Raw genomic sequence first — 17,550 nt, forward strand, 5'->3', positions numbered from 1 at the left:
GAAAAACGCCGGGCCCGGAATGATCCAGGCCCGGCGTGCGTGCACGACTCGGCGATGTTGCTGCCGCTGGATCAGTACTTGAAGCGGAAGTTGAGGTAGTACTGGCGACCGTTGCTGTAGAACGAAGTCGGGATGGCCGCGGTCTGGTAGTACTTGTAGGTCGGGTTGTTGAGGTTCAGGCCATCCAGGCTGATGCTCAGCCAGTCGGTGGCCTTGTAGCTCAGCGATGCCGACAGCGTGCCGAAGTCATCCTGGTAGTACGGGTTGGTGCCCGACAGGCTGATCAGGAACGAGGAACGGCGGGTGTAGCTGACCCGGGCGCCGAAGCGCTCGTTCTCGAAGTAGGCACCCACGTTGTAGGTGTTCTTCGAGGTGCCCAGCAGGTTGTGCGAGCCATCCGACCAGGTGTGCGAGGTCGTGCCGTTGGCGTAGGTGTAGTTGGCATTGATGCCGAAGTACTCGCCGATCGGCTGCTCGTAGGCCACTTCCACGCCGGTGACCTTGCCGTCGGCATTGATCGGGGTGGAGATCTGGTAGGTCTCAAGCCGGTTGGTCAGTTCGCTGTACAGCTGGCGCGAGACCACGTCGAAGGCGATGTAGTCCTTCAGGTTCATGTGATACGCGCCCACCGACAGCAGGCCGCGCGGCATGAAGTACCACTCCAGGTTGGCATCCAGGTTGGTCGACAGGGTCGGCTTGAGGTTCGGGTTGCCACCGCCGCCAGTCCGGTTCAGGTCCGAACCGTAAGAGGAGGCACCCAGCGCCGAGTAGTCCGGCAGGGTCTGCGTCTGCGAAGCGGCAACGCGCAGCACCAGCTTGTCGTCCAGGTCGAACTTGATGTTGGCGCTGGGCAGCACACGGTTGCGCTTGTTCTGGAAGGCCAGGCGCTCCCACATGCCGAACAGGCTGCTGACATCGGCGTCGGCGGCCTTGCTGACGGCGTTGTAGGTGTCGATGTCCTGCTTGATGTTGACGTAGCGCAGGCCGACGTTACCGCTCCACCAGTCGCCGCGGAAGTTGGCCTGCACGTAGCCGGCGAAGTTCTTTTCCTTCACCTTCCACTCGGCGCCGTAATTGTGGCGACCGGTCGGGCCATCATTGCCGGCCAGCCAGGTGGAGTTGTTGGTCACCGCATCCTTCAGCGCGCCCGGGGTGAAGTACCAGAGATTGCGCGGGAAGGTGCCGCCGATGTCACCGGCGAAACCACTCGGGTAATTGGCCGTTGCACCGTTCTTCAGCGCGCTCCAGATGTCACCCGGGGTTGCACCTTCCGGCGACAGTGCTTCGCGCTTGTGGTCGGCAAAGCGCAGGCCGAAGTCGATCGAGCTCAGCACGCCGCCATCATTGAAGTACTGGTTGAAGTCGAGCGTGGCCCACTTCTCCTTGTCTTCTGCGGTGACCTGCTGGTTGCCCCAGGTGCCGAAGCTGGTCACGCCATTGGGCGAGAGGTCGCCGCCGACGTTCCAGTCGATCGGCGAGCCATTGCCGTGCGTGGCCCAGCTGGCGCCGCCACCGTTGGCCAGGGTGACCTCGGCGATGTACTGGCGCGGCGTTTCGCCGGTGCCCTTGGTGCTGCCGGCCTGGAACTTGGCGGTCAGGCTGTCGCTGATCTGCCAGTCGGCATCGAAGGTGACATAGCTCGACTTGGCCTTCGACTCGCGGTAGATCATGTCGTACACCGCGTAGTCGGTGCCCGGCACGCCCTTGTAGGTGGCGTTGGTCAGCACGCCATCCTTGATCACATAGCCCGGATCCGGCGCCTGCGACTTGGCGAAGCTGTTGCCGAACATCATGAAGTTGCGGTTGTAGTTGTTCGCCTTCAGTTCGGAACTGAAACCGTTCAGGCCCAGGGTGAGGCTGTCGCTCGGCTTGAACTGCAGCGAGACCAGGCCACCCTTGCGCTCACGGGTCTGTTCGAACAGGGTCGAACCCAGCAGGCCCGGTACATTGACGCCGATCAGGTCGGGGTTGGTCTTGGCCACCGGATCACCGGCGCCGATCTTGAAGAAGCCGCCCGGGATTTCCTGCGCTTCACGGCGCAGCTCGCGCTTCTGGCTGAAGCCCTGCACCATCACGCCGAAGGTGCCTTCGTCGTTCTTGTAGTTGAACAGTGCCGAATACTGCGGGTCGTTCGATTTGGCCTGGTCCGAACGCACCATGCCGATCGAGCCTTCCGCGGTGAACTGCTTGGAGAACTCCAGCGGCTTGCGGGTGATGATGTTGACGGTACCGGTGGTACCGCCGTCCTGCAGCTTGGCCTGCGAGGACTTGTTCACTTCCACCGAGCTGACCAGTTCCGACGGCAGCAGCGAGTAGCTGACGCTGCGGCCGACGTTGTTGCCCTGGCTGAGCACGAACCAGTCGGCCGAGCCGACGGTATGGCCATTGATCAGGGTCTGGGTCAGGCTCGGGCTGGTGCCGCGCAGGCTGACACGGTCGGCTTCGTCGAAGCCGCCTTCGTCGGCGCTGGACGAGCTGATGTTGACGCCCGGCAGGCGCTGCAGGGTATCGGCGACGTTGTGCGCCGGCAGCTTGCCGACGTCTTCGGCGGTGACCACTTCCACGCGCGCATTGGCCTCGCGCTTGGTGTCCAGCGACTTTTCCATCGAACCACGGATACCGGTAACCGTCACGGTGTCCAGGTCGGTGGCGGTCGGGGCGGCCTGCTGCGCGTGCGCACTGAAGGCGATGCAGCTGACGATGGCGGCCGAAAGCAGGGTCTTGCGGGTGTTCATGATGTCTCTCCTCATCACTCGATTGGATGCCGGCGGCGGTGTTCGATTACGGTTGCGAAGACATGCGCGGGGTGGCGGCGAAGTCCCGTGCGTTGGCGTGCCACGTACTGCGTGCTGCGATTGCGTTGAAGCCTGTTGCGGTGTCAGGCGGCCGACTGCTGCAGGTACCAGCTGGCAGCGCCGACCACGCCCAGCTGGCCGTGCTCGACGACCTTCACCGGGATGCGTGCCAGTGCTTCGCCCATCGGTCCCTTCTGCAGGTACCGTTCGACGAAGGTGCTGGCGTGCAGGTATTCGCGGATCTGCGGCAGGATGCCGCCGGCCAGGTAGACGCCACCATGGGCGCCGTAGAACAGCGCCATGTCGCCGATGGTGCTGCCGAGCAGGCCGCAGAACACATCCAGCGCCTGGCGTGCGTGCGCATTGGTATCGGCCATGGCGGCGGCTGTGACCGCATCCGGGCTGGCCAGCGTCGGTGCCTGCCCCTGCAGCGCACATACCGCGCGGTACAGGTTCATCAGGCCCGGGCCGGAGATCGCATGCTCGATCGACACGTGGGCGCGGTCGCGCTGCATGTGGCGGACGATGGCCATTTCCAGTTCGGTGCTGGCGGCCAGGGTGGGCTGGCCGGCTTCCGTCGGCAGCACCACCGGGCCGTGTGCGGTGGGAATCCACAGCGCGGCGCCGAGGCCGGTGCCCGGGCCGACCACCAGGGTCGGGCCGCGCGCAGCGGTCTCCGGTCCGCACAGGTGCAGCACGCCGCTGGCGTCCACCTGCGCAGCGGCATAGGCCACCGCTTCAAAGTCGTTGACGATGTAGACCCGCTGCAGGCCGACGTCCGCTTCCACCTGGCGCGCCGACAGTGGCCACGGCAGGTTGGCGGTGATCACCGTGCCGTCCTCGCGGGCATAGCCGGCGCTGGCGACCACGCAGTGCGAGGGCCGCGGGCCTTCGCCGAGGAAGTCAGACAGGATCGCGCTGAGGCCGGCATGGTCGGCATTGCGGTACTTGCGGTACTCCAGCACCTGCACCGGGTGGGCGGCATCACCGCTGGCCTGGACCCGGGCCACGCGCACATGGGTGCCACCAACGTCGGCGGCCAGGAACGAGGGCGCGACTCGGGACAGGACATGGGCCGGGGCGGGGTGGCTGGCGGTCACGCGGGCTCCTGCTGCAGGTGGGGCCGGCCCCGGGATCGGGGGCGGCGATTGGGGCGGAGTCTGTAACCCCGCTGACAACGATGTCAACGAGTTCGTGACACTTTCGTTGCTGCGCCGCAACGAATACGACATGCAGTAAACGTTTACATGGCGTGAGCATGGGTTTCACACGGGAACCGTTGCTGCATGGGGCTCAAGGGCTGCAGCGCATTCAGCCCGATCCACAGGAATCGGCTTGCGCAGTGCAGCACGAGGTTCAACGGGTGATGCGGGGAAGTTGACAAACCGCCGTTGTCCATCGAAAGAATGTGACAACGTTGTTCCCAGCCACTCTCCGACGCCGCGTTCTGCGGCCGTCGCCGCAGGAGCCCTCCTGATGTCCGCCGTCCCCGCTGCAAGCGCGCGCCCGAACGTGGCCACCTCCATCGCCATCGTCGGCGTGCTGTTCTTCCTGATCGGCTTCTTCACCTGGCTCAACGGGCCACTGATCACCTTCGTCAAGCTCGCCTTCGAACTCAGCGAGGTCGGCGCCTTCCTGGTGCTGATGGTGTTCTACCTGTCCTACTTCTTCCTGGCCCTGCCGGCGTCGTGGATCCTGCGCCGCACCGGCATGAAGAAGGGCCTGAGCCTGAGCCTGCTGGTGATGGCCGGGGGTGCCGCGCTGTTCGGCGAATTCGCCACCCAGCGCTGGTACCCGGGCGCGCTCGGCGGCCTGTTCGTGATCGGCAGCGGCCTGGCCCTGCTGCAGACCGCGATCAACCCCTACATCTCCATCCTCGGCCCGATCGAGACCGCGGCGCGGCGCATCGCGCTGATGGGCATCTGCAACAAGATCGCCGGCATGCTCGCCCCGGTGCTGATCGGTACCGTGGTGCTGCATGGCATCGGCGACCTTTCGGCGACGGTGGCCGCTGCCGATGAAGCGACCAAGGCGCAGTTGTTGAACGAATTCGCTGCCAAGATCCACGCGCCGTACCTGGCCATGGCCGGTCTGCTGGTGCTGCTGGCGGTGGCCGTGCTGTTCTCGCCGCTGCCGGAAATCAAGTCGTCCGAAGCCAATGCCACGCCGGTGGCCGCCGGTGCCGCCGAGCGCCGCAGCATCTTCCAGTTCCCGCACCTGTGGCTGGGCGTGCTGTGCCTGTTCGTGTACGTGGGCGTGGAGGTGATGGCCGGCGATGCCATCGGTACCTATGGCCATGGCTTCGACCTGCCGCTGGACCAGACCAAGATGTTCACCTCGCTGACCCTGGGCGCGATGCTGGTTGGCTATGTGGTCGGCCTGCTGCTGATCCCGCGCGTGGTCTCGCAGTCGCGCTACCTGACCATCTCCGCGGTGCTGGGCGTGGTGTTCTGCCTGGGTGCCTGGGCTACCCACGGCTATGTCTCGGTAGCCTTCGTGGCCCTGCTGGGCTTTGCCAACGCGATGATGTGGCCGGCGATCTTCCCGCTGGCGATCCGCGGCCTGGGCCGCTTCACCGAGACCGGTTCGGCGCTGCTGGTGATGGGCATTGCCGGTGGCGCGATCATTCCGCAGCTGTTCGCCGTGCTCAAGCAGCACATCGACTTCCAGCTGGTGTTCGTGCTGCTGATGGTGCCGTGCTACCTGTACATCCTGTTCTACTCGGTGGTCGGCCATCGCGCCGGTCTGCCGCAGGACAAGGCCTGATCGGCGATGATGGACGGCAGCCAACCCCAGGGAAAACCCATGCGCAGAGCGACCATCAAGGACGTTGCGGAGAAGGCCAAGGTCTCGCTGAAGACGGTCTCGCGGGTGATCAACAACGAGCCCTCGGTGATGCAGGCCACCCGCGCACGGGTGCTGCGAGCCATCGCCGAGCTCGACTACGAGCCCGATCCGTCCGCGCGCAACCTGCGCAGCGGCACCACCTTCGTGATCGGGCTGGTCTACGACAACCCGAACCCGTACCACATCATCGGCGTGCAGAACGGTGTGCTCGCCGCCTGCCGCGAGACCGGGTTTGGCCTGCAGATCCATCCCTGCGATTCCAGCTCGCCGCTGCTGGCCGATGAACTGGCCGACTGGGTGCAGCGTTCGCGCCTGGCCGGGCTGGTGCTGACCGCACCGATGTCCGAGCGCCGCGACCTGATCCAGGCGCTGACCGCGCGCGGCATCAAGCTGGTACGCATCATCGCCGCCACCGAAGACCCGGCCGACGGTGCCTGCGTGTTCGTCGACGACCGTGAGGCCGCCTACGAAATCACCGAGCACCTGATCCAGCTGGGCCACCAGCGCATCGGCTTCCTCTGGGGTGGCATTTCGCACCGCTCCTCCGGCGAACGTTATGCCGGTTACGAGGCTGCGCTGAAGGACTACGGCATGACCGTGGACAAGCACCTGGTGGTGCAGGGTGATTACACCTTCGATGACGGTTTCCGCGGCGCGCGCCGCCTGCTGGCGCTGCGCGAGCCGCCCACCGCCATCTTCGGCTCCAACGATGAAATCGCCGCCGGCGTGCTGGCCGCCGCCAAGTCGGCCGGCATGAACGTGCCCTATGACCTGTCCATCGCCGGTTTCGAGGACAGCCCGTTCTCGCGCCAGTCGTGGCCGCCGCTGACCACCGCCAAGCAGGCCACCGAGGACATCGCGCGCCACGCCGCGCGCCTGCTGATCGCGCAGCTGCGCAGCGACGCCTATGACGATGCGCCCGCGCCGCTGCACAACCAGGGCTTCGTGCCGCAGCTGGTGGTGCGCGGTTCGACTGCACCGATGCGCCCGGCCGGCGCACGCCCCCTTCCTTCCGATCCTGCCTGAGCCTGCCATGTCGCTGTCAGACCCCACTTCCACCCTGATGTTCGCCGAGGCCGCTGAAGCAGCCGACGTGGTCGCCCGTCAGTTCTCGCGCAACCACGCCACCATGGAAACCCTGGCCGCCAGCCTGCGCGCGTCGCCGCCGCCGTTCGTGGTCACTTGCGCGCGTGGCAGCTCCGACCATGCCGCCACCTACGGCAAATACCTGCTGGAGACCCAGCTGGGCCTGGTGGTCGCCTCGGCCTCGCCGTCTGTGGGCTCGGTGTATGCCGCACCGCTGCAACTGCGTGGCGCACTGTTCATCGTCATCTCGCAGTCGGGCAAGAGCCCCGATCTGTTGCGCAATGCGGAAGCCGCCAAGGCGGCCGGTGCGCGCGTGATCGCGCTGGTCAACGTCGAGGATTCGCCCCTGGCGCAGCTGGCCGATAAGGTCATTCCGCTGCATGCCGGTGCCGAGAAGAGCGTGGCGGCCACCAAGAGCTACCTGGCTTCGCTGGCTGCGCTGCTGCAGCTGGCCGCGTACTGGAAGCAGGACAGCAACCTGCGCGCGGCACTGGACCTGTTGCCCGATGCGATGCGCGCGGCCTGGCAGTGCGACTGGAGTGCGGTGACCGACGGCCTGGTCGAAGCCACCAACCTGTTCGTGCTCGGCCGTGGCCTGGGCCTGGGCGCGGCGCAGGAAGCCGCGCTGAAGTTCAAGGAAACCTGCAGCCTGCACGCCGAGGCCTACAGTTCGGCCGAGGTCAAGCACGGCCCGATGGCGCTGGTCGATCGTGGCTTCCCGGTGCTGGCCTTCGCGCAGCCGGACGAGACCGGTGCCGGTACCCGCGCAGTGGTCGATGAGTTCACCGCGCGCGGTGCGCAGGTGTGGATGGCCGGTGCCGGTGGCAACCTGCCGGTGGCGGCCGCGCCGCATCCGCTGTGCGCGCCGCTGCTGACCGTGCAGAGCTTCTACCGCGCGATCAACGCGCTGGCGCTGCGCCGTGGCTTCAACCCGGACCTGCCGCCGCACCTGAACAAGGTTACGGAGACGGTCTGATGGCCACGGTGCTGCGCAACGCCCGCATCCTTGCAGGCGATGAATTCCGCGATGATCTGGCGGTGGTGGTCGAGGACGGTCGCATCAGTGCGCTGCTGCCGGATGCCGCGCCGCAGCTTGGCCAGGCGGCCGAGCAGGTGGATCTGGGAGGCGGCTGGCTGCTGCCCGGCTTCATCGATGTGCAGGTCAACGGCGGCGGTGGTGCGCTGTTCAACAACACACCGGATGTAGCGTCGCTGCGCACCATCGCGCAGGCGCACCGCCGTTTCGGTACCACCGCGATGCTGCCGACGCTGATCAGCGATGACGTGGGCGTGATGCGCGAGGCCATCGGTGCGATGCGCGAGGCGATCGCACAGGGCGTGCCGGGCGTGATCGGCATCCATCTGGAAGGCCCCTACATCGCACCTGCGCGCAAGGGCACCCACGACGCCAGCAAGTTCCGTGTGCCGGACGAGGAAGAGATCGCGCTGGCGGCGTCCCTCGACAACGGTGTGACGCTGCTGACGCTGGCGCCGGAACGCGTGCCGCTGGAGACCATCCGCGCGCTGGTCGAGCGTGGCGTGATCGTCGCCGCTGGGCATACCGCGGGCACCTACGAGGAGATCCGCGCCGGCCTGGATGCCGGCGTGCGTGGCTTCACCCATCTGTACAACGCAATGTCGCCATTGCAGGGCCGCGAACCCGGCGCAGTGGGCGCCGCGCTGGAAGACCGCGACAGCTGGATCGGCATCATCGTCGATGGCGTGCATGTGCATCCGGCCAGCCTGCGCGTGGCGTTGGCGGCCAAGCCGCGTGGCCGCCTGCTGCTGGTGACCGATGCAATGCCGCCGGTCGGTGCCGATGACCCGAGCTACGTGCTGTACGGCGAAACCATCACTGCCATCGACGGCGTGGTCCGCAACGCTGCAGGTGCACTGGCCGGTTCGGCGTTGGACATGGCTACCGCGGTGCGCAACACCGTGCAGCTGCTCGGCCAGTCGCTGGCCGAAGCCGGGCGCATGGCCTCGACCTACCCGGCGCAGTTCCTCAATGTCGATGACCGCCTCGGCCACATCGCAGAGGGCTACCAGGCCGACCTGGTGCTGCTGGATGACGCCCTGCAGGTGCGCGGCACCTGGATCGCCGGACAGTACGAGGCTGCCTGATGAACGCTACGCCGCCACGCCGGCTGGGCTCGATCGATGCCCTGCGCGGCATCACCGTGGCGGCGATGCTGCTGGTCAACAATCCGGGCGACTGGAGTGCGGTGTTCGCACCACTGCGTCATTCGGAATGGCATGGCTGCACGCCCACCGATCTGGTGTTCCCGTTCTTCCTGTTCCTGGTCGGTGTGTCGATGGCCTTCAGCGTGGCACCGCGCGCGCTGGATGCCGCTGCACGTCCAGCGCTGGCGCGTGGCGTGCTGGAGCGCGCGCTGCGCATCCTGCTGGCCGGTGCGCTGTTGCATCTGTTGATCTGGTGGGCGCTGCATACGCATCACTTCCGCATCTGGGGCGTGCTGCAGCGGATCGCGGTATGTGCGGCGCTGGTGGGCGTGCTGGCGGTATATGCGCGGCCGCGCGTGCAGGCGGCCGTGCTGGTCACGCTGCTGGTGGGGTACACCTTGCTGCTGCTGGGCATCGGCGACCTGGCGCCGTGGACCAACCCGGCCAGCCGTCTGGATACCACGCTGTTCGCTCCGTGGATCTACCAGTGGCACGCCGATACTGGGCTTGGCCATGACCCGGAAGGATTGCTGAGCACCCTGGGTGCCCTGGCCAGCACCGTGCTCGGCCTGTTGGCCGGCGGCCTGCTGCGCAACGGGCGTTCGGCGGCTTTGGGCGGGCTGGGCGTGGCAACCGCTGTGCTTGGGTTGCTGCTGGCCACCGTGCTGCCGTTGAACAAGCAGCTGTGGACGCCCAGCTATGTGTTGTGGACCGGTGGCCTTGCCGCGCTGGCGCTGTGGCTGGGCCACGTGCTGATCGATCGCAAGGGTTGGCCGGCGCTGGGGCGGCGCTTCGGGGTCAATGCGATCACCGCCTATCTTGGCGCGTCGGTGATGTCGGTGGTGCTGATGGCCACCGGCGCCTGGGGCTGGATCTGGCAGAAGCTGGCCGATGCGATGCCGCAGGCGCTGGAGCTGGCATCGATGCTGCAGGCAGTGGCGTTCGTCGCGCTGTGGTGGGGCGTGGCATGGTGGTTGGACTGGCGGAAGATCTATCTGAAGATCTGATGCCGCTTCATCCACGCATGGCGTGGATCTACTGGCGCGGTTGGGGCTTCATCCACGCATGGCGTGGATCGTCCGGAATGCGCGTGCTGGTTCAGTAGATCCACGCCATGCGTGGATGCTCTCCTCGCGCCCCCTCGTCCCCAGAAAAATGAATGGTTTCAGTCACGTAGAGGCCAAGTGAGGGTGGCCCGAGTTCGCATTTGAAATGTGATCACTGCCACGTAAATTCACCTGTCGAAACCATTCACAACAGGGCAGACTGCATTCGCAGTGCCGCATATCCGCAGTTCCTGATCCCCTCTCCAGGAGTGCTGTATGTCCCATGCCGTCCCGCGCGCGTTTCACCCGCGCCGCCTCACCGTTTCCGTGCTGCGGGCCCTGGCCGTTCCCTCCGTCATGCTGATGTCCGCCAGCGTCGCCTGGGCCGGCTGTGACGCCATCGCGCCCGTTGCCGGCCAGACGGTCACCTGCAGCGCCAGCGCGCCCAACCCGCAGACCGTTCCCATCACCGCCAGCGGCGCGGCCGGCATCACTGTCAACGTTGCCAGCAGCGCGCAGCTGCAGCAGAGCGGTGGTGGTTCCGCCATTGCGCTGGTCGGTGCGGGGGGCCACCTGCTGTCCAACCAGGGCGCGATCAGTTCGGTCAGCGGCGTGGCGGTGCAGCTCGGCGGCGGCAGCCGCGTCGAGAATCCTGGCAGCATCAGCACCGGCAACAACATCGCCCTGCAGTTCGTCGGCAATGGTGACAGCGTGCTGGTCAACCGCGGAACCATCAGTGGCGGAACCGGCGTGCAGTTCGGTGCCGGCAATGATCGCCTGGAGATGCAGGCCGGCAGCATCACCGGCGGTGTCCTGCAGGGCGATGGCAACGATGTGCTGCTGCTCAACGACGGCACCATCGATCGTGTCGACCAGGGCAGCGGCGATGACCAGATGACGGTGACCGGTGGCACCATCACCGGCGTGGTCGCGCAGGGCAGTGGCCGCGACGATTTCGTCATGACCGGCGGCACGATCGGCGCGCTGCAGCAGGGCGACAACATCGATACCTTCCGCATGAGTGGTGGCCGCATCATCGGTGCCTTCGAAGATGGCGACCGGGCCTGGATGACCGGTGGCCGCATCGGGCGGGTCAACATGAAGCTGGACAAGAACCTGTGGGACATGTCCGGCGGTACCGTGGACGGCAACGTGGTGACCGGCTTCGACACCGACACCATCATCATCTCGGGCACGGCCTACATCGGCGGCAACATCAGCGTCAGCGGCGGTGCCGACAGCGTGACCATCACCGGTGGCACCGTGCGCGGCCAGGTGCTGCTCAGCACCGGCAACGATACGTTCAACTGGAAGGATGGCGGCATCGTCTACGGTGCGATCGACATGGGCCCGGATGACGACATCGCGAACCTGACCAACCTCAATCAGACCCAACTCGGTGCGGTACCGCTGTTCGACGGCGGCAGCGGCACCGACCAGCTCAACCTCACCAACGTCAAGACCACTGGCGTGGGGCGCTTCCAGAACTGGGAAACGATCAACCTGGCCAGCAGCACCGAACTGACCTTCGACGGTGCTCTGGTGCTGGGCGACGCCGGTACCGGCACCGGTACGCTCACCGTCGACGACACCAGCACGCTGTTCGCTGGCGGCGGCAACTACGCGATTCGCCCGTTCACGGCATCGGGCCTGGTCAACGTGGTCAATGCCGGACGCATCGATCTGACCAACACCGGCAGTGCTGGCGATGCCTTCACCGTGCGTGGCAATTACCGCGGAGACGGTGGCGGCGTGTACCTGAAGACGGTGCTGGGGGCGGATGATTCGGCCAGTGACAAGCTGGTGTTCGACGGTGGCACGGCCACCGGCAGCACCGGCATCGGCATCCTCAATGTGGGCGGCGGCGGTGCGGCGACACGTACCGACGGCATTCTGGTAGTGCAGGCATTGAATGGCGCTACTACGGCACCTGGCGCATTCTCGTTGTTCGCTCCCGTAGCGGCCGGCGCCTACGAGTACTTCCTGTTCAAGGGCGGGGTCAGTGCGGGCACCGGCGAGAACTGGTACCTGCGCTCGACGCTGGTGCAGGGGCCAACACCGGCGCCCAATGGCGGCGGCACGGTCACACCACCACCGCCGACACCGCCGGTGGCCCCGCCGCCGCCGATCACGCCGGCGCCCCCCCCGCCGCCCGAAGGTGCCACCGATCCGGACCTGACCGCCGGCGAGACCACGCCACCGCCACCGCCGCCGGCGCCCCCCCCGGCGCCGCCGCCGACTGATCCGGAAGTGCCCGAGGTGCCGGTGGCGGGTGGCAGCCTGCCCGGCACCGGCGCGCCGCCGACACCGGATGCGCGTCCGGCTGAAGGGGCCGTGGTGCCGCTGTACCGCGTGGAGACCGCCACCTACGCCGTGGTGCCGCCCCTGCTGCGCGAGGCCTCTCTGGCCAGTCTCGGCACGTTCCACGAACGGCAGGGCGAGCAGCGCCTGCTGTACAACCAGGGCGCGCTGCGCACCGCCTGGGGCCGGCTGGTCGGGCAGAGCAGCGAGATTCACTGGAAGGGCGATGCACAGCCGGGGTTCGACGGCGATGTGATGGGCCTGCAGGCCGGCCTTGATGTGTGGGCCGCGGCCAACGACAACCATCGCAACCAGATCGGCGTGTTTGTCGGCCGCACCCGCGCGCAGGGCAAGACCACTGGCCTGGCGCTGGGCTGGGAAAACGTACAGGTGGGCCAGAACCGGCTTGATGACAAGCATGTGGGCCTGTACTGGACGCTCACCGGCAGCAACGGTGGCTACATCGATGCAGTGGCGATGCAGAGCCGTTACGAAGGTCGCGTGCGTTCCTCGCGCGGGCTGGGCTTCGGCATCAAGGGCGATGGCACCAGCGTGTCGGTGGAGGCCGGCAAGCCGCTGCTGCAGTTCGGCCAGTCGGCCTGGTGGCTGGAGCCGCAGCTACAGGTGATCTGGCAACGCACGGCGCTGGATGACCGCCGCGATGCGGTGTCGAGCGTGCGCTTCGACAACGACAATGCCTGGACCGGCCGCATCGGCCTGCGCCTGGCCGGTGACTACCAGTTGGCCGACAACGGCTGGCAGCCGTACTTCAAGCTCAACTACTGGCACGGCGGCTCCGGCGAAGACCGCATCCGCTTCGACGACGACGTGATCGTCAATTCGCAGCGCTCGCGTGCGCTGGAAGCCGGCGTGGGCGTGGTCGGGCGCTTCAACCGCACCATCAGCGCCTACGCGGTGGCCGACTACACCCGCGAACTGGGCGGCGACCGCAACGAGAAGCGCCGCATCATCGAAGGCAACATCGGCCTGCGCGCGGACTGGTGACGGCCGCACGCTCGGGTGGGTGCCGACCTCGGTCGGCACTCACCCCATCACGGCCATGATCCGCTCTGGATTCCAATCCGCCCTGGATTCCAACCGGCGCCATGATCCGCTCCGGGTTCCAACCGACGCCATAATCTGCTCTGGTGGGTGTCGACCTTGGTCGACACGAATCCATCGGCGTCACGATCCCGCGCGTGCACCCGGTGCCACCAACCCACCCGCATGATGGGCCAGCACCACCACCGCATGCAGCAGGCCTTCCTCCACCTGCGGCGGGCACTGCGCCGACGCATCATCCATCTCGCGCGCCGATTGCGCCGCCAGCAACACACCCCCACAGGCGGACACAGCCGCGAGGCACCGCGTGGCCTCGGCCAGTTCCCGGCTACGCGCCTCGCTGAGGTGCCGTTCGCGCCAGGCCTGGCCATCGGCAGCATGGCTTTGCGCGATACCGCGCAACCGGGCGAAGAAGGCCGACGGCGAGGCATTGCCGTCGCCCTCGCACAATGCATCTTCCAGCGCTTCAGCCACGGGAGTGGGCAGCGCCAGGCCGGGCAGGGCATCGCCCAGCAGGGCATGCAGACGGGGATAGGCGGGGTAGGGCGTGTTCATGGCGGCAACCTCACAAGGCAAGGCCACCTGCGGGATGCAAGGTGGCGGGCGGTTGCTTCGATGTTTGATTCAGGACGCCAATCCCGGCCAGCGCAAAGCGCGCCGGCAGAGCCACCTTCGCGCTTTTGCCCGAGTGACAACATGGGCAAAGTTGCAAATGTTGTTGTGCGCGGCGTGTGCCAAAGCCGACATACAACGACAGCGGCAAGCGCGTATGCTGCGCTACTCATCCACGACGAAGGAACGTCGAATGCCGCTTGATCTCCGCGTGATCGCTGCTGCACTGGGCACCCTGTTCTGCAGCAGCGCACAGGCTGCCGCCCCGACCGTCATCGACCTGCCGACAGCACAGGCGCAGGCCCAGTTGCTGGACATGCTGGAGAAGGAGTCGCTGTACCGCGACCGCGTGGACTGGCCGGCCATCCGTACGCGCCTGAAGGCGGCGCAGAACGATCCGGCGCAGACCCGCGCGGTGCTGCAGGAGGCCACCGGCCGCAGTTCCGGCGGGCATGGTGCGTGGATCAGCGCAAAGCAGCTGCAGGCGAAGGCAGAACGCCTGGCACGCGCCAATGGCGCAGCAACGCCGGCGCCGAGTGCAGCGATTGCTTCGGTCGAAGCGCTGGACCCGCGCATCGGCCGGGTGGAGATCGGGGGCTACAGCGTCATGCAGGGTCCCACCGCGCACCAGCAGATGAAGGAACGTGCGCAGCGCTGGCAGGCGATCATCAGGGACCAGGACGGCCGCCATCGTTGCGGCTGGATCGTTGATCTGCGTGGCAATACTGGCGGCAACATGTGGCCGATGCTGCTGGGCGCAGCGCCACTGCTGCGCGCCACGCCAGGCGCCGACGAGGACGTGGGGTCCTTCGCCGCCGCGGACGGTCCCACGCGCTGGCAGCTGACGCCGTCCAGCGTGCGGCTTGGCGAGCGCGTGCGGGTTGATCTTGGCGGGCCCGGTTATCTGCTGAAACACCCAGGCGCGCCTGTGGCGGTGCTGACCGGACCGCGCACCGCCAGTTCCGGCGAGGCGACCGTGCTTGCCTTCCGCGGTCGCCCGCACACGCGCAGTTTCGGCCAACCCACCTCGGGGCTGTCCACTGCCAACGTGATGCGGCCGCTGGTCGATGGCAGCGCACTGCTGCTGACCACCAGCGTGATGCAGGACCGCAATGGCCAGGGGGATGGGCTGAAGATCGAACCAGACCAGCGCACCGACAGTGATGCCGCCACGCTGGCTGCGGCGCAGCAGTGGTTGCTGCAGCAGCCCGCCTGCCAGGCGCGCTGATCCATGTTCCTGATCGGCCAGCAGGAACGGGTGGTGATCGTCGGTCCTACGGAAGCCCACCACTGCCTGCGTTGCGGAACGGAAACCGACTTCGCGCCGCAGCTGCGCTACAAGATGGCGCGCATCGACCTGCTGTTCGGCTTTGCCTACCAGCGCCGTTACGAGCTGGCCTGCATCCGCTGCGAGCACGGCTGGCTACTGGACACCGAAACCATGGACCAGCAGCTGGGTGGGGTGCCGATCCCGTGGCGGCACCGCTTCGGCCTGCCGCTGATGCTGGTGGTCGTGGCCGGGCTGGCCCTGCTGGGCTGGCTGTGGCGGCATGGATTCATCGGTTGAACGCCGGGGCTGTTAAAGTCTGCCCTGCAATCACGTACCGGAACCCACCATGGACCACGACACCCCGTTCGAACCCCTCAACGACCTCGAGGTGCGCCTGCTGCAGGCCCAGGACGGGACGCTGACCGCATCGCAGTTCCTCGATGGCCTGTTGACCTCGACGGCGTTCGTACTGCTGGACAAGGCCATCGGTGAAGACGGCGCCTGGGACGAGAGCATCTCGCCGCTGGTGCTGACCAGCGAGAGCGGCGAACCGATGTTCGCGGTGTTCACCTCGCCCGAGCGCGCCGGCCTGTGGCACGAGCAGCTGCCGCAGTTTGCCCATGCCATGCCGATCGCGGTGCACGCGCTGCTGGCCGGCATCGGCGACGGCGTCGGCCTGGTGCTGAACCCGGGTCTGGACGTGGGCATGGAGATGATTCCCGATGCCGTGGCCCAGCTGAAGCAGCGAGCTGCGGCGATCACGCGCGGCATGGCGCACTGAATCGAGCGATATCGGGGTGCCGGCCAGCGGCCGGCACTACCCGTGGTGCCAGATGGCCGCGATGGCTTGCAAGCGCGGTCTGTTCGATGGAGAAGAGCACCGTGGGCAAGCGTTTTAACCGATCGCTATGGGTCTATGAGATCGGCCTTCTTGTGAGCTTGATACTGGCAGCTGCCGTCATTACCCGGTTCAATCCGGTGGAGACGCTCCGGCTGGGTGGATGGCTGTTCCTCTTGATGCAACCCATCCTGTTGGGTGCTCATGCTGTCGACCACTTCTCGCGCAAGCGCCGTCGATAGACGGGCGATGGGTGCCGGCCAGCGCCCGGTAGTACCAGATGCTTCAGCGGGCAGCGGCGATGGCTTTCACCCGTGCCTTGGCCAGTGCTTCGCCGATGGCCGGTCCCTTCAGATGGGTGGTATCCAGGTCCCGCGCCTGTACCGACAGCGCTGCCTGGTGCAGGCGCTTGAGCGTTTCACCCTGGGGGTATTCGGCATCCTCAAATCCGAGCCGGCCGCGCTTGTCGGCTTCGCAGCACAGTGCGATGCGCGCCACGCGTTCGGGCCGGCGCAACGCATCACAGCGGCCCAGCAACTCCAGCACAGTGGCATCGCGTAGCTCATCGATGCGGTGCACGTTCAAGTGCTCGCGGCAGACCGCTTCGGCCAGTTGCTGGTGCTCGGTGGGAATCTTCAGCCGCGCGCACAGCGCCTTCAGCGGCTTCAGCCCGCGCTGCTCGTGCATGATGTGGCGCGGCCATTCGTCCGGCGGGGTCAGGCCCTTGCCGAGGTCGTGGGTGAGCGCGGCGAAGCCGACCAGGTCATCACCCGGCGCCAGTTTCGCGGCCATGTCGCTGACCATTTCCTGGTGGGTGCCTGTATCCACCTCCGGGTGGAACTCCGCCCGTTGCGGCACGCCGTACAGTGCTTCCAGCTCGGGCAGGATCGGGCCCAGCGCATGCGCATCGTGCAGGGTGCGCAGGAAGGCGGAGGGGCATTCGCAGACCAGCGCCTTGCGCAGTTCCTGCCACACGCGCTCCGGTACCAATGCATCCAGCTCACCGCTGGCGGCCACCTCGCGCATCAGCGCCATGGTTTCCGGAGCGACGCTGAAACCCAGCGGTGCGAAGCGCGCCATGAAGCGTGCCGCGCGCAGCACGCGCAGCGGGTCTTCAACAAAGGCCGGGCCGACGTGGCGCAGTACGCGCTGTTCAAGATCACGCACGCCCCCATAAGGATCAACCAGCGAGCCGGTGTCTTCGTCGCAGGCAATGGCGTTGATGGTGAAGTCGCGGCGCTGCAGGTCCTCTTCCAGTGTCACCGCCGGGTCGGCATCGACCACGAAGCCACGATAGCCGCGGCCGGATTTGCGCTCGGTACGCGCCAGCGCGTATTCCTCACCGGTCTGCGGGTGCAGGAACACCGGGAAATCGCGGCCCACGGCGGTGTAGCCCTGCGCTTCCATCTGCGCGGGCGTGGCGCCAACCACCACCCAGTCGCGGTCGCCAGCGGGGCGCTGCAGCAGGCGGTCGCGCACGGCGCCGCCGACAAGATAGATCTTCATGGG

General features: G+C 66.9%; 14 protein-coding genes. 10 read left to right on the forward strand and 4 right to left on the reverse strand.

Annotated features, from left to right (window positions below; all coding sequences use genetic code 11):
* Positions 1-71: 71 nt before the first annotated feature.
* Positions 72-2,735: a TonB-dependent receptor gene (locus SSKA14_RS05410; protein ID WP_008268431.1), complete on the reverse strand. Its 2,664-nt coding sequence runs from the start codon at positions 2,733-2,735 to the stop codon at positions 72-74.
* 143 nt (positions 2,736-2,878) lie between these two features.
* Positions 2,879-3,895 carry a glucokinase family protein gene (locus SSKA14_RS05415; RefSeq protein ID WP_008264602.1) on the reverse strand — a complete coding sequence of 339 codons (1,017 nt, stop codon included), beginning with the start codon at positions 3,893-3,895 and terminating at the stop codon, positions 2,879-2,881.
* Positions 3,896-4,271: 376 nt separating this feature from the next.
* On the opposite strand from SSKA14_RS05415, the gene SSKA14_RS05420 reads away from it, so the two are divergent.
* The 6 genes from SSKA14_RS05420 to SSKA14_RS05445 all read left to right on the forward strand — a co-directional run bounded on the left by SSKA14_RS05420 (position 4,272) and on the right by SSKA14_RS05445 (position 13,264).
* Complete coding sequence (locus SSKA14_RS05420; protein ID WP_008267272.1) at positions 4,272-5,561, forward strand: sugar MFS transporter; 1,290 nt, start codon at positions 4,272-4,274, stop codon at positions 5,559-5,561.
* Positions 5,562-5,600: 39 nt separating this feature from the next.
* Positions 5,601-6,668 carry a LacI family DNA-binding transcriptional regulator gene (locus SSKA14_RS05425; protein ID WP_006391719.1) on the forward strand — a complete coding sequence of 356 codons (1,068 nt, stop codon included), beginning with the start codon at positions 5,601-5,603 and terminating at the stop codon, positions 6,666-6,668.
* 7 nt (positions 6,669-6,675) lie between these two features.
* Complete coding sequence (locus SSKA14_RS05430; protein WP_008265386.1) at positions 6,676-7,704, forward strand: SIS domain-containing protein; 1,029 nt, start codon at positions 6,676-6,678, stop codon at positions 7,702-7,704.
* Positions 7,704-8,852 (forward strand): N-acetylglucosamine-6-phosphate deacetylase, encoded by a 1,149-nt coding sequence (gene nagA, locus SSKA14_RS05435; protein WP_008264568.1) that lies wholly within the window; start codon positions 7,704-7,706, stop codon positions 8,850-8,852. Before SSKA14_RS05430 ends, nagA begins: the two co-directional genes overlap by 1 nt.
* Positions 8,852-9,919 (forward strand): heparan-alpha-glucosaminide N-acetyltransferase domain-containing protein, encoded by a 1,068-nt coding sequence (locus tag SSKA14_RS05440; RefSeq protein ID WP_008268111.1) that lies wholly within the window; start codon positions 8,852-8,854, stop codon positions 9,917-9,919. Before nagA ends, SSKA14_RS05440 begins: the two co-directional genes overlap by 1 nt.
* A 315-nt stretch (positions 9,920-10,234) precedes the next feature.
* On the forward strand, positions 10,235-13,264 hold the full coding sequence (locus tag SSKA14_RS05445; RefSeq protein ID WP_040007087.1) for an autotransporter domain-containing protein: 3,030 nt from the start codon (positions 10,235-10,237) through the stop codon (positions 13,262-13,264).
* 180 nt (positions 13,265-13,444) lie between these two features.
* Here SSKA14_RS05445 and SSKA14_RS05450 read toward each other — a convergent pair whose 3' ends face one another.
* Positions 13,445-13,876 (reverse strand): hypothetical protein, encoded by a 432-nt coding sequence (locus SSKA14_RS05450; protein WP_008265328.1) that lies wholly within the window; start codon positions 13,874-13,876, stop codon positions 13,445-13,447.
* A gap of 250 nt (positions 13,877-14,126) precedes the next feature.
* Between SSKA14_RS05450 and SSKA14_RS05455 the strand changes: the two genes are divergently transcribed.
* The 4 genes from SSKA14_RS05455 (at position 14,127) to SSKA14_RS05470 (ending at position 16,283) form a co-directional block, all read left to right on the forward strand.
* Entirely contained in the window at positions 14,127-15,161 is a 1,035-nt protein-coding gene (locus SSKA14_RS05455; RefSeq protein WP_008264815.1) for a S41 family peptidase, read from the forward strand.
* Positions 15,162-15,164: 3 nt separating this feature from the next.
* A complete protein-coding gene (locus tag SSKA14_RS05460) occupies positions 15,165-15,500 on the forward strand; it encodes a hypothetical protein (protein WP_008265783.1) in 336 nt (111 codons plus the stop codon).
* 49 nt (positions 15,501-15,549) lie between these two features.
* A complete protein-coding gene (locus tag SSKA14_RS05465; RefSeq protein ID WP_006470037.1) occupies positions 15,550-15,984 on the forward strand; it encodes an SseB family protein in 435 nt (144 codons plus the stop codon).
* A gap of 86 nt (positions 15,985-16,070) precedes the next feature.
* Entirely contained in the window at positions 16,071-16,283 is a 213-nt protein-coding gene (locus SSKA14_RS05470; protein ID WP_040007089.1) for a hypothetical protein, read from the forward strand.
* Positions 16,284-16,326: 43 nt separating this feature from the next.
* Here the strand turns inward: SSKA14_RS05470 and SSKA14_RS05475 are convergent, their stop codons facing one another.
* Complete coding sequence (locus tag SSKA14_RS05475; protein WP_040007090.1) at positions 16,327-17,547, reverse strand: multifunctional CCA addition/repair protein; 1,221 nt, start codon at positions 17,545-17,547, stop codon at positions 16,327-16,329.
* Positions 17,548-17,550: the final 3 nt, after the last annotated feature.

The sequence above is a fragment of the Stenotrophomonas sp. SKA14 genome (assembly GCF_000158575.1).
GTDB classification, from domain to species: domain Bacteria; phylum Pseudomonadota; class Gammaproteobacteria; order Xanthomonadales; family Xanthomonadaceae; genus Stenotrophomonas; species Stenotrophomonas forensis.

Coding starts and splice junctions, on each gene's coding strand:
- SSKA14_RS05450 (WP_008265328.1), bottom strand. CDS start 13,876: ATGAACACGCCCTACCCCGCCTATCCCCGTCTGCATGCCCTGCTGGGC.
- SSKA14_RS05420 (WP_008267272.1), top strand. CDS start 4,272: ATGTCCGCCGTCCCCGCTGCAAGCGCGCGCCCGAACGTGGCCACCTCC.
- SSKA14_RS05425 (WP_006391719.1), top strand. CDS start 5,601: ATGCGCAGAGCGACCATCAAGGACGTTGCGGAGAAGGCCAAGGTCTCG.
- SSKA14_RS05470 (WP_040007089.1), top strand. CDS start 16,071: ATGGAGAAGAGCACCGTGGGCAAGCGTTTTAACCGATCGCTATGGGTC.
- SSKA14_RS05465 (WP_006470037.1), top strand. CDS start 15,550: ATGGACCACGACACCCCGTTCGAACCCCTCAACGACCTCGAGGTGCGC.
- SSKA14_RS05445 (WP_040007087.1), top strand. CDS start 10,235: ATGTCCCATGCCGTCCCGCGCGCGTTTCACCCGCGCCGCCTCACCGTT.
- nagA (WP_008264568.1), top strand. CDS start 7,704: ATGGCCACGGTGCTGCGCAACGCCCGCATCCTTGCAGGCGATGAATTC.
- SSKA14_RS05410 (WP_008268431.1), bottom strand. CDS start 2,735: ATGAACACCCGCAAGACCCTGCTTTCGGCCGCCATCGTCAGCTGCATC.
- SSKA14_RS05475 (WP_040007090.1), bottom strand. CDS start 17,547: ATGAAGATCTATCTTGTCGGCGGCGCCGTGCGCGACCGCCTGCTGCAG.
- SSKA14_RS05455 (WP_008264815.1), top strand. CDS start 14,127: ATGCCGCTTGATCTCCGCGTGATCGCTGCTGCACTGGGCACCCTGTTC.
- SSKA14_RS05460 (WP_008265783.1), top strand. CDS start 15,165: ATGTTCCTGATCGGCCAGCAGGAACGGGTGGTGATCGTCGGTCCTACG.
- SSKA14_RS05430 (WP_008265386.1), top strand. CDS start 6,676: ATGTCGCTGTCAGACCCCACTTCCACCCTGATGTTCGCCGAGGCCGCT.
- SSKA14_RS05440 (WP_008268111.1), top strand. CDS start 8,852: ATGAACGCTACGCCGCCACGCCGGCTGGGCTCGATCGATGCCCTGCGC.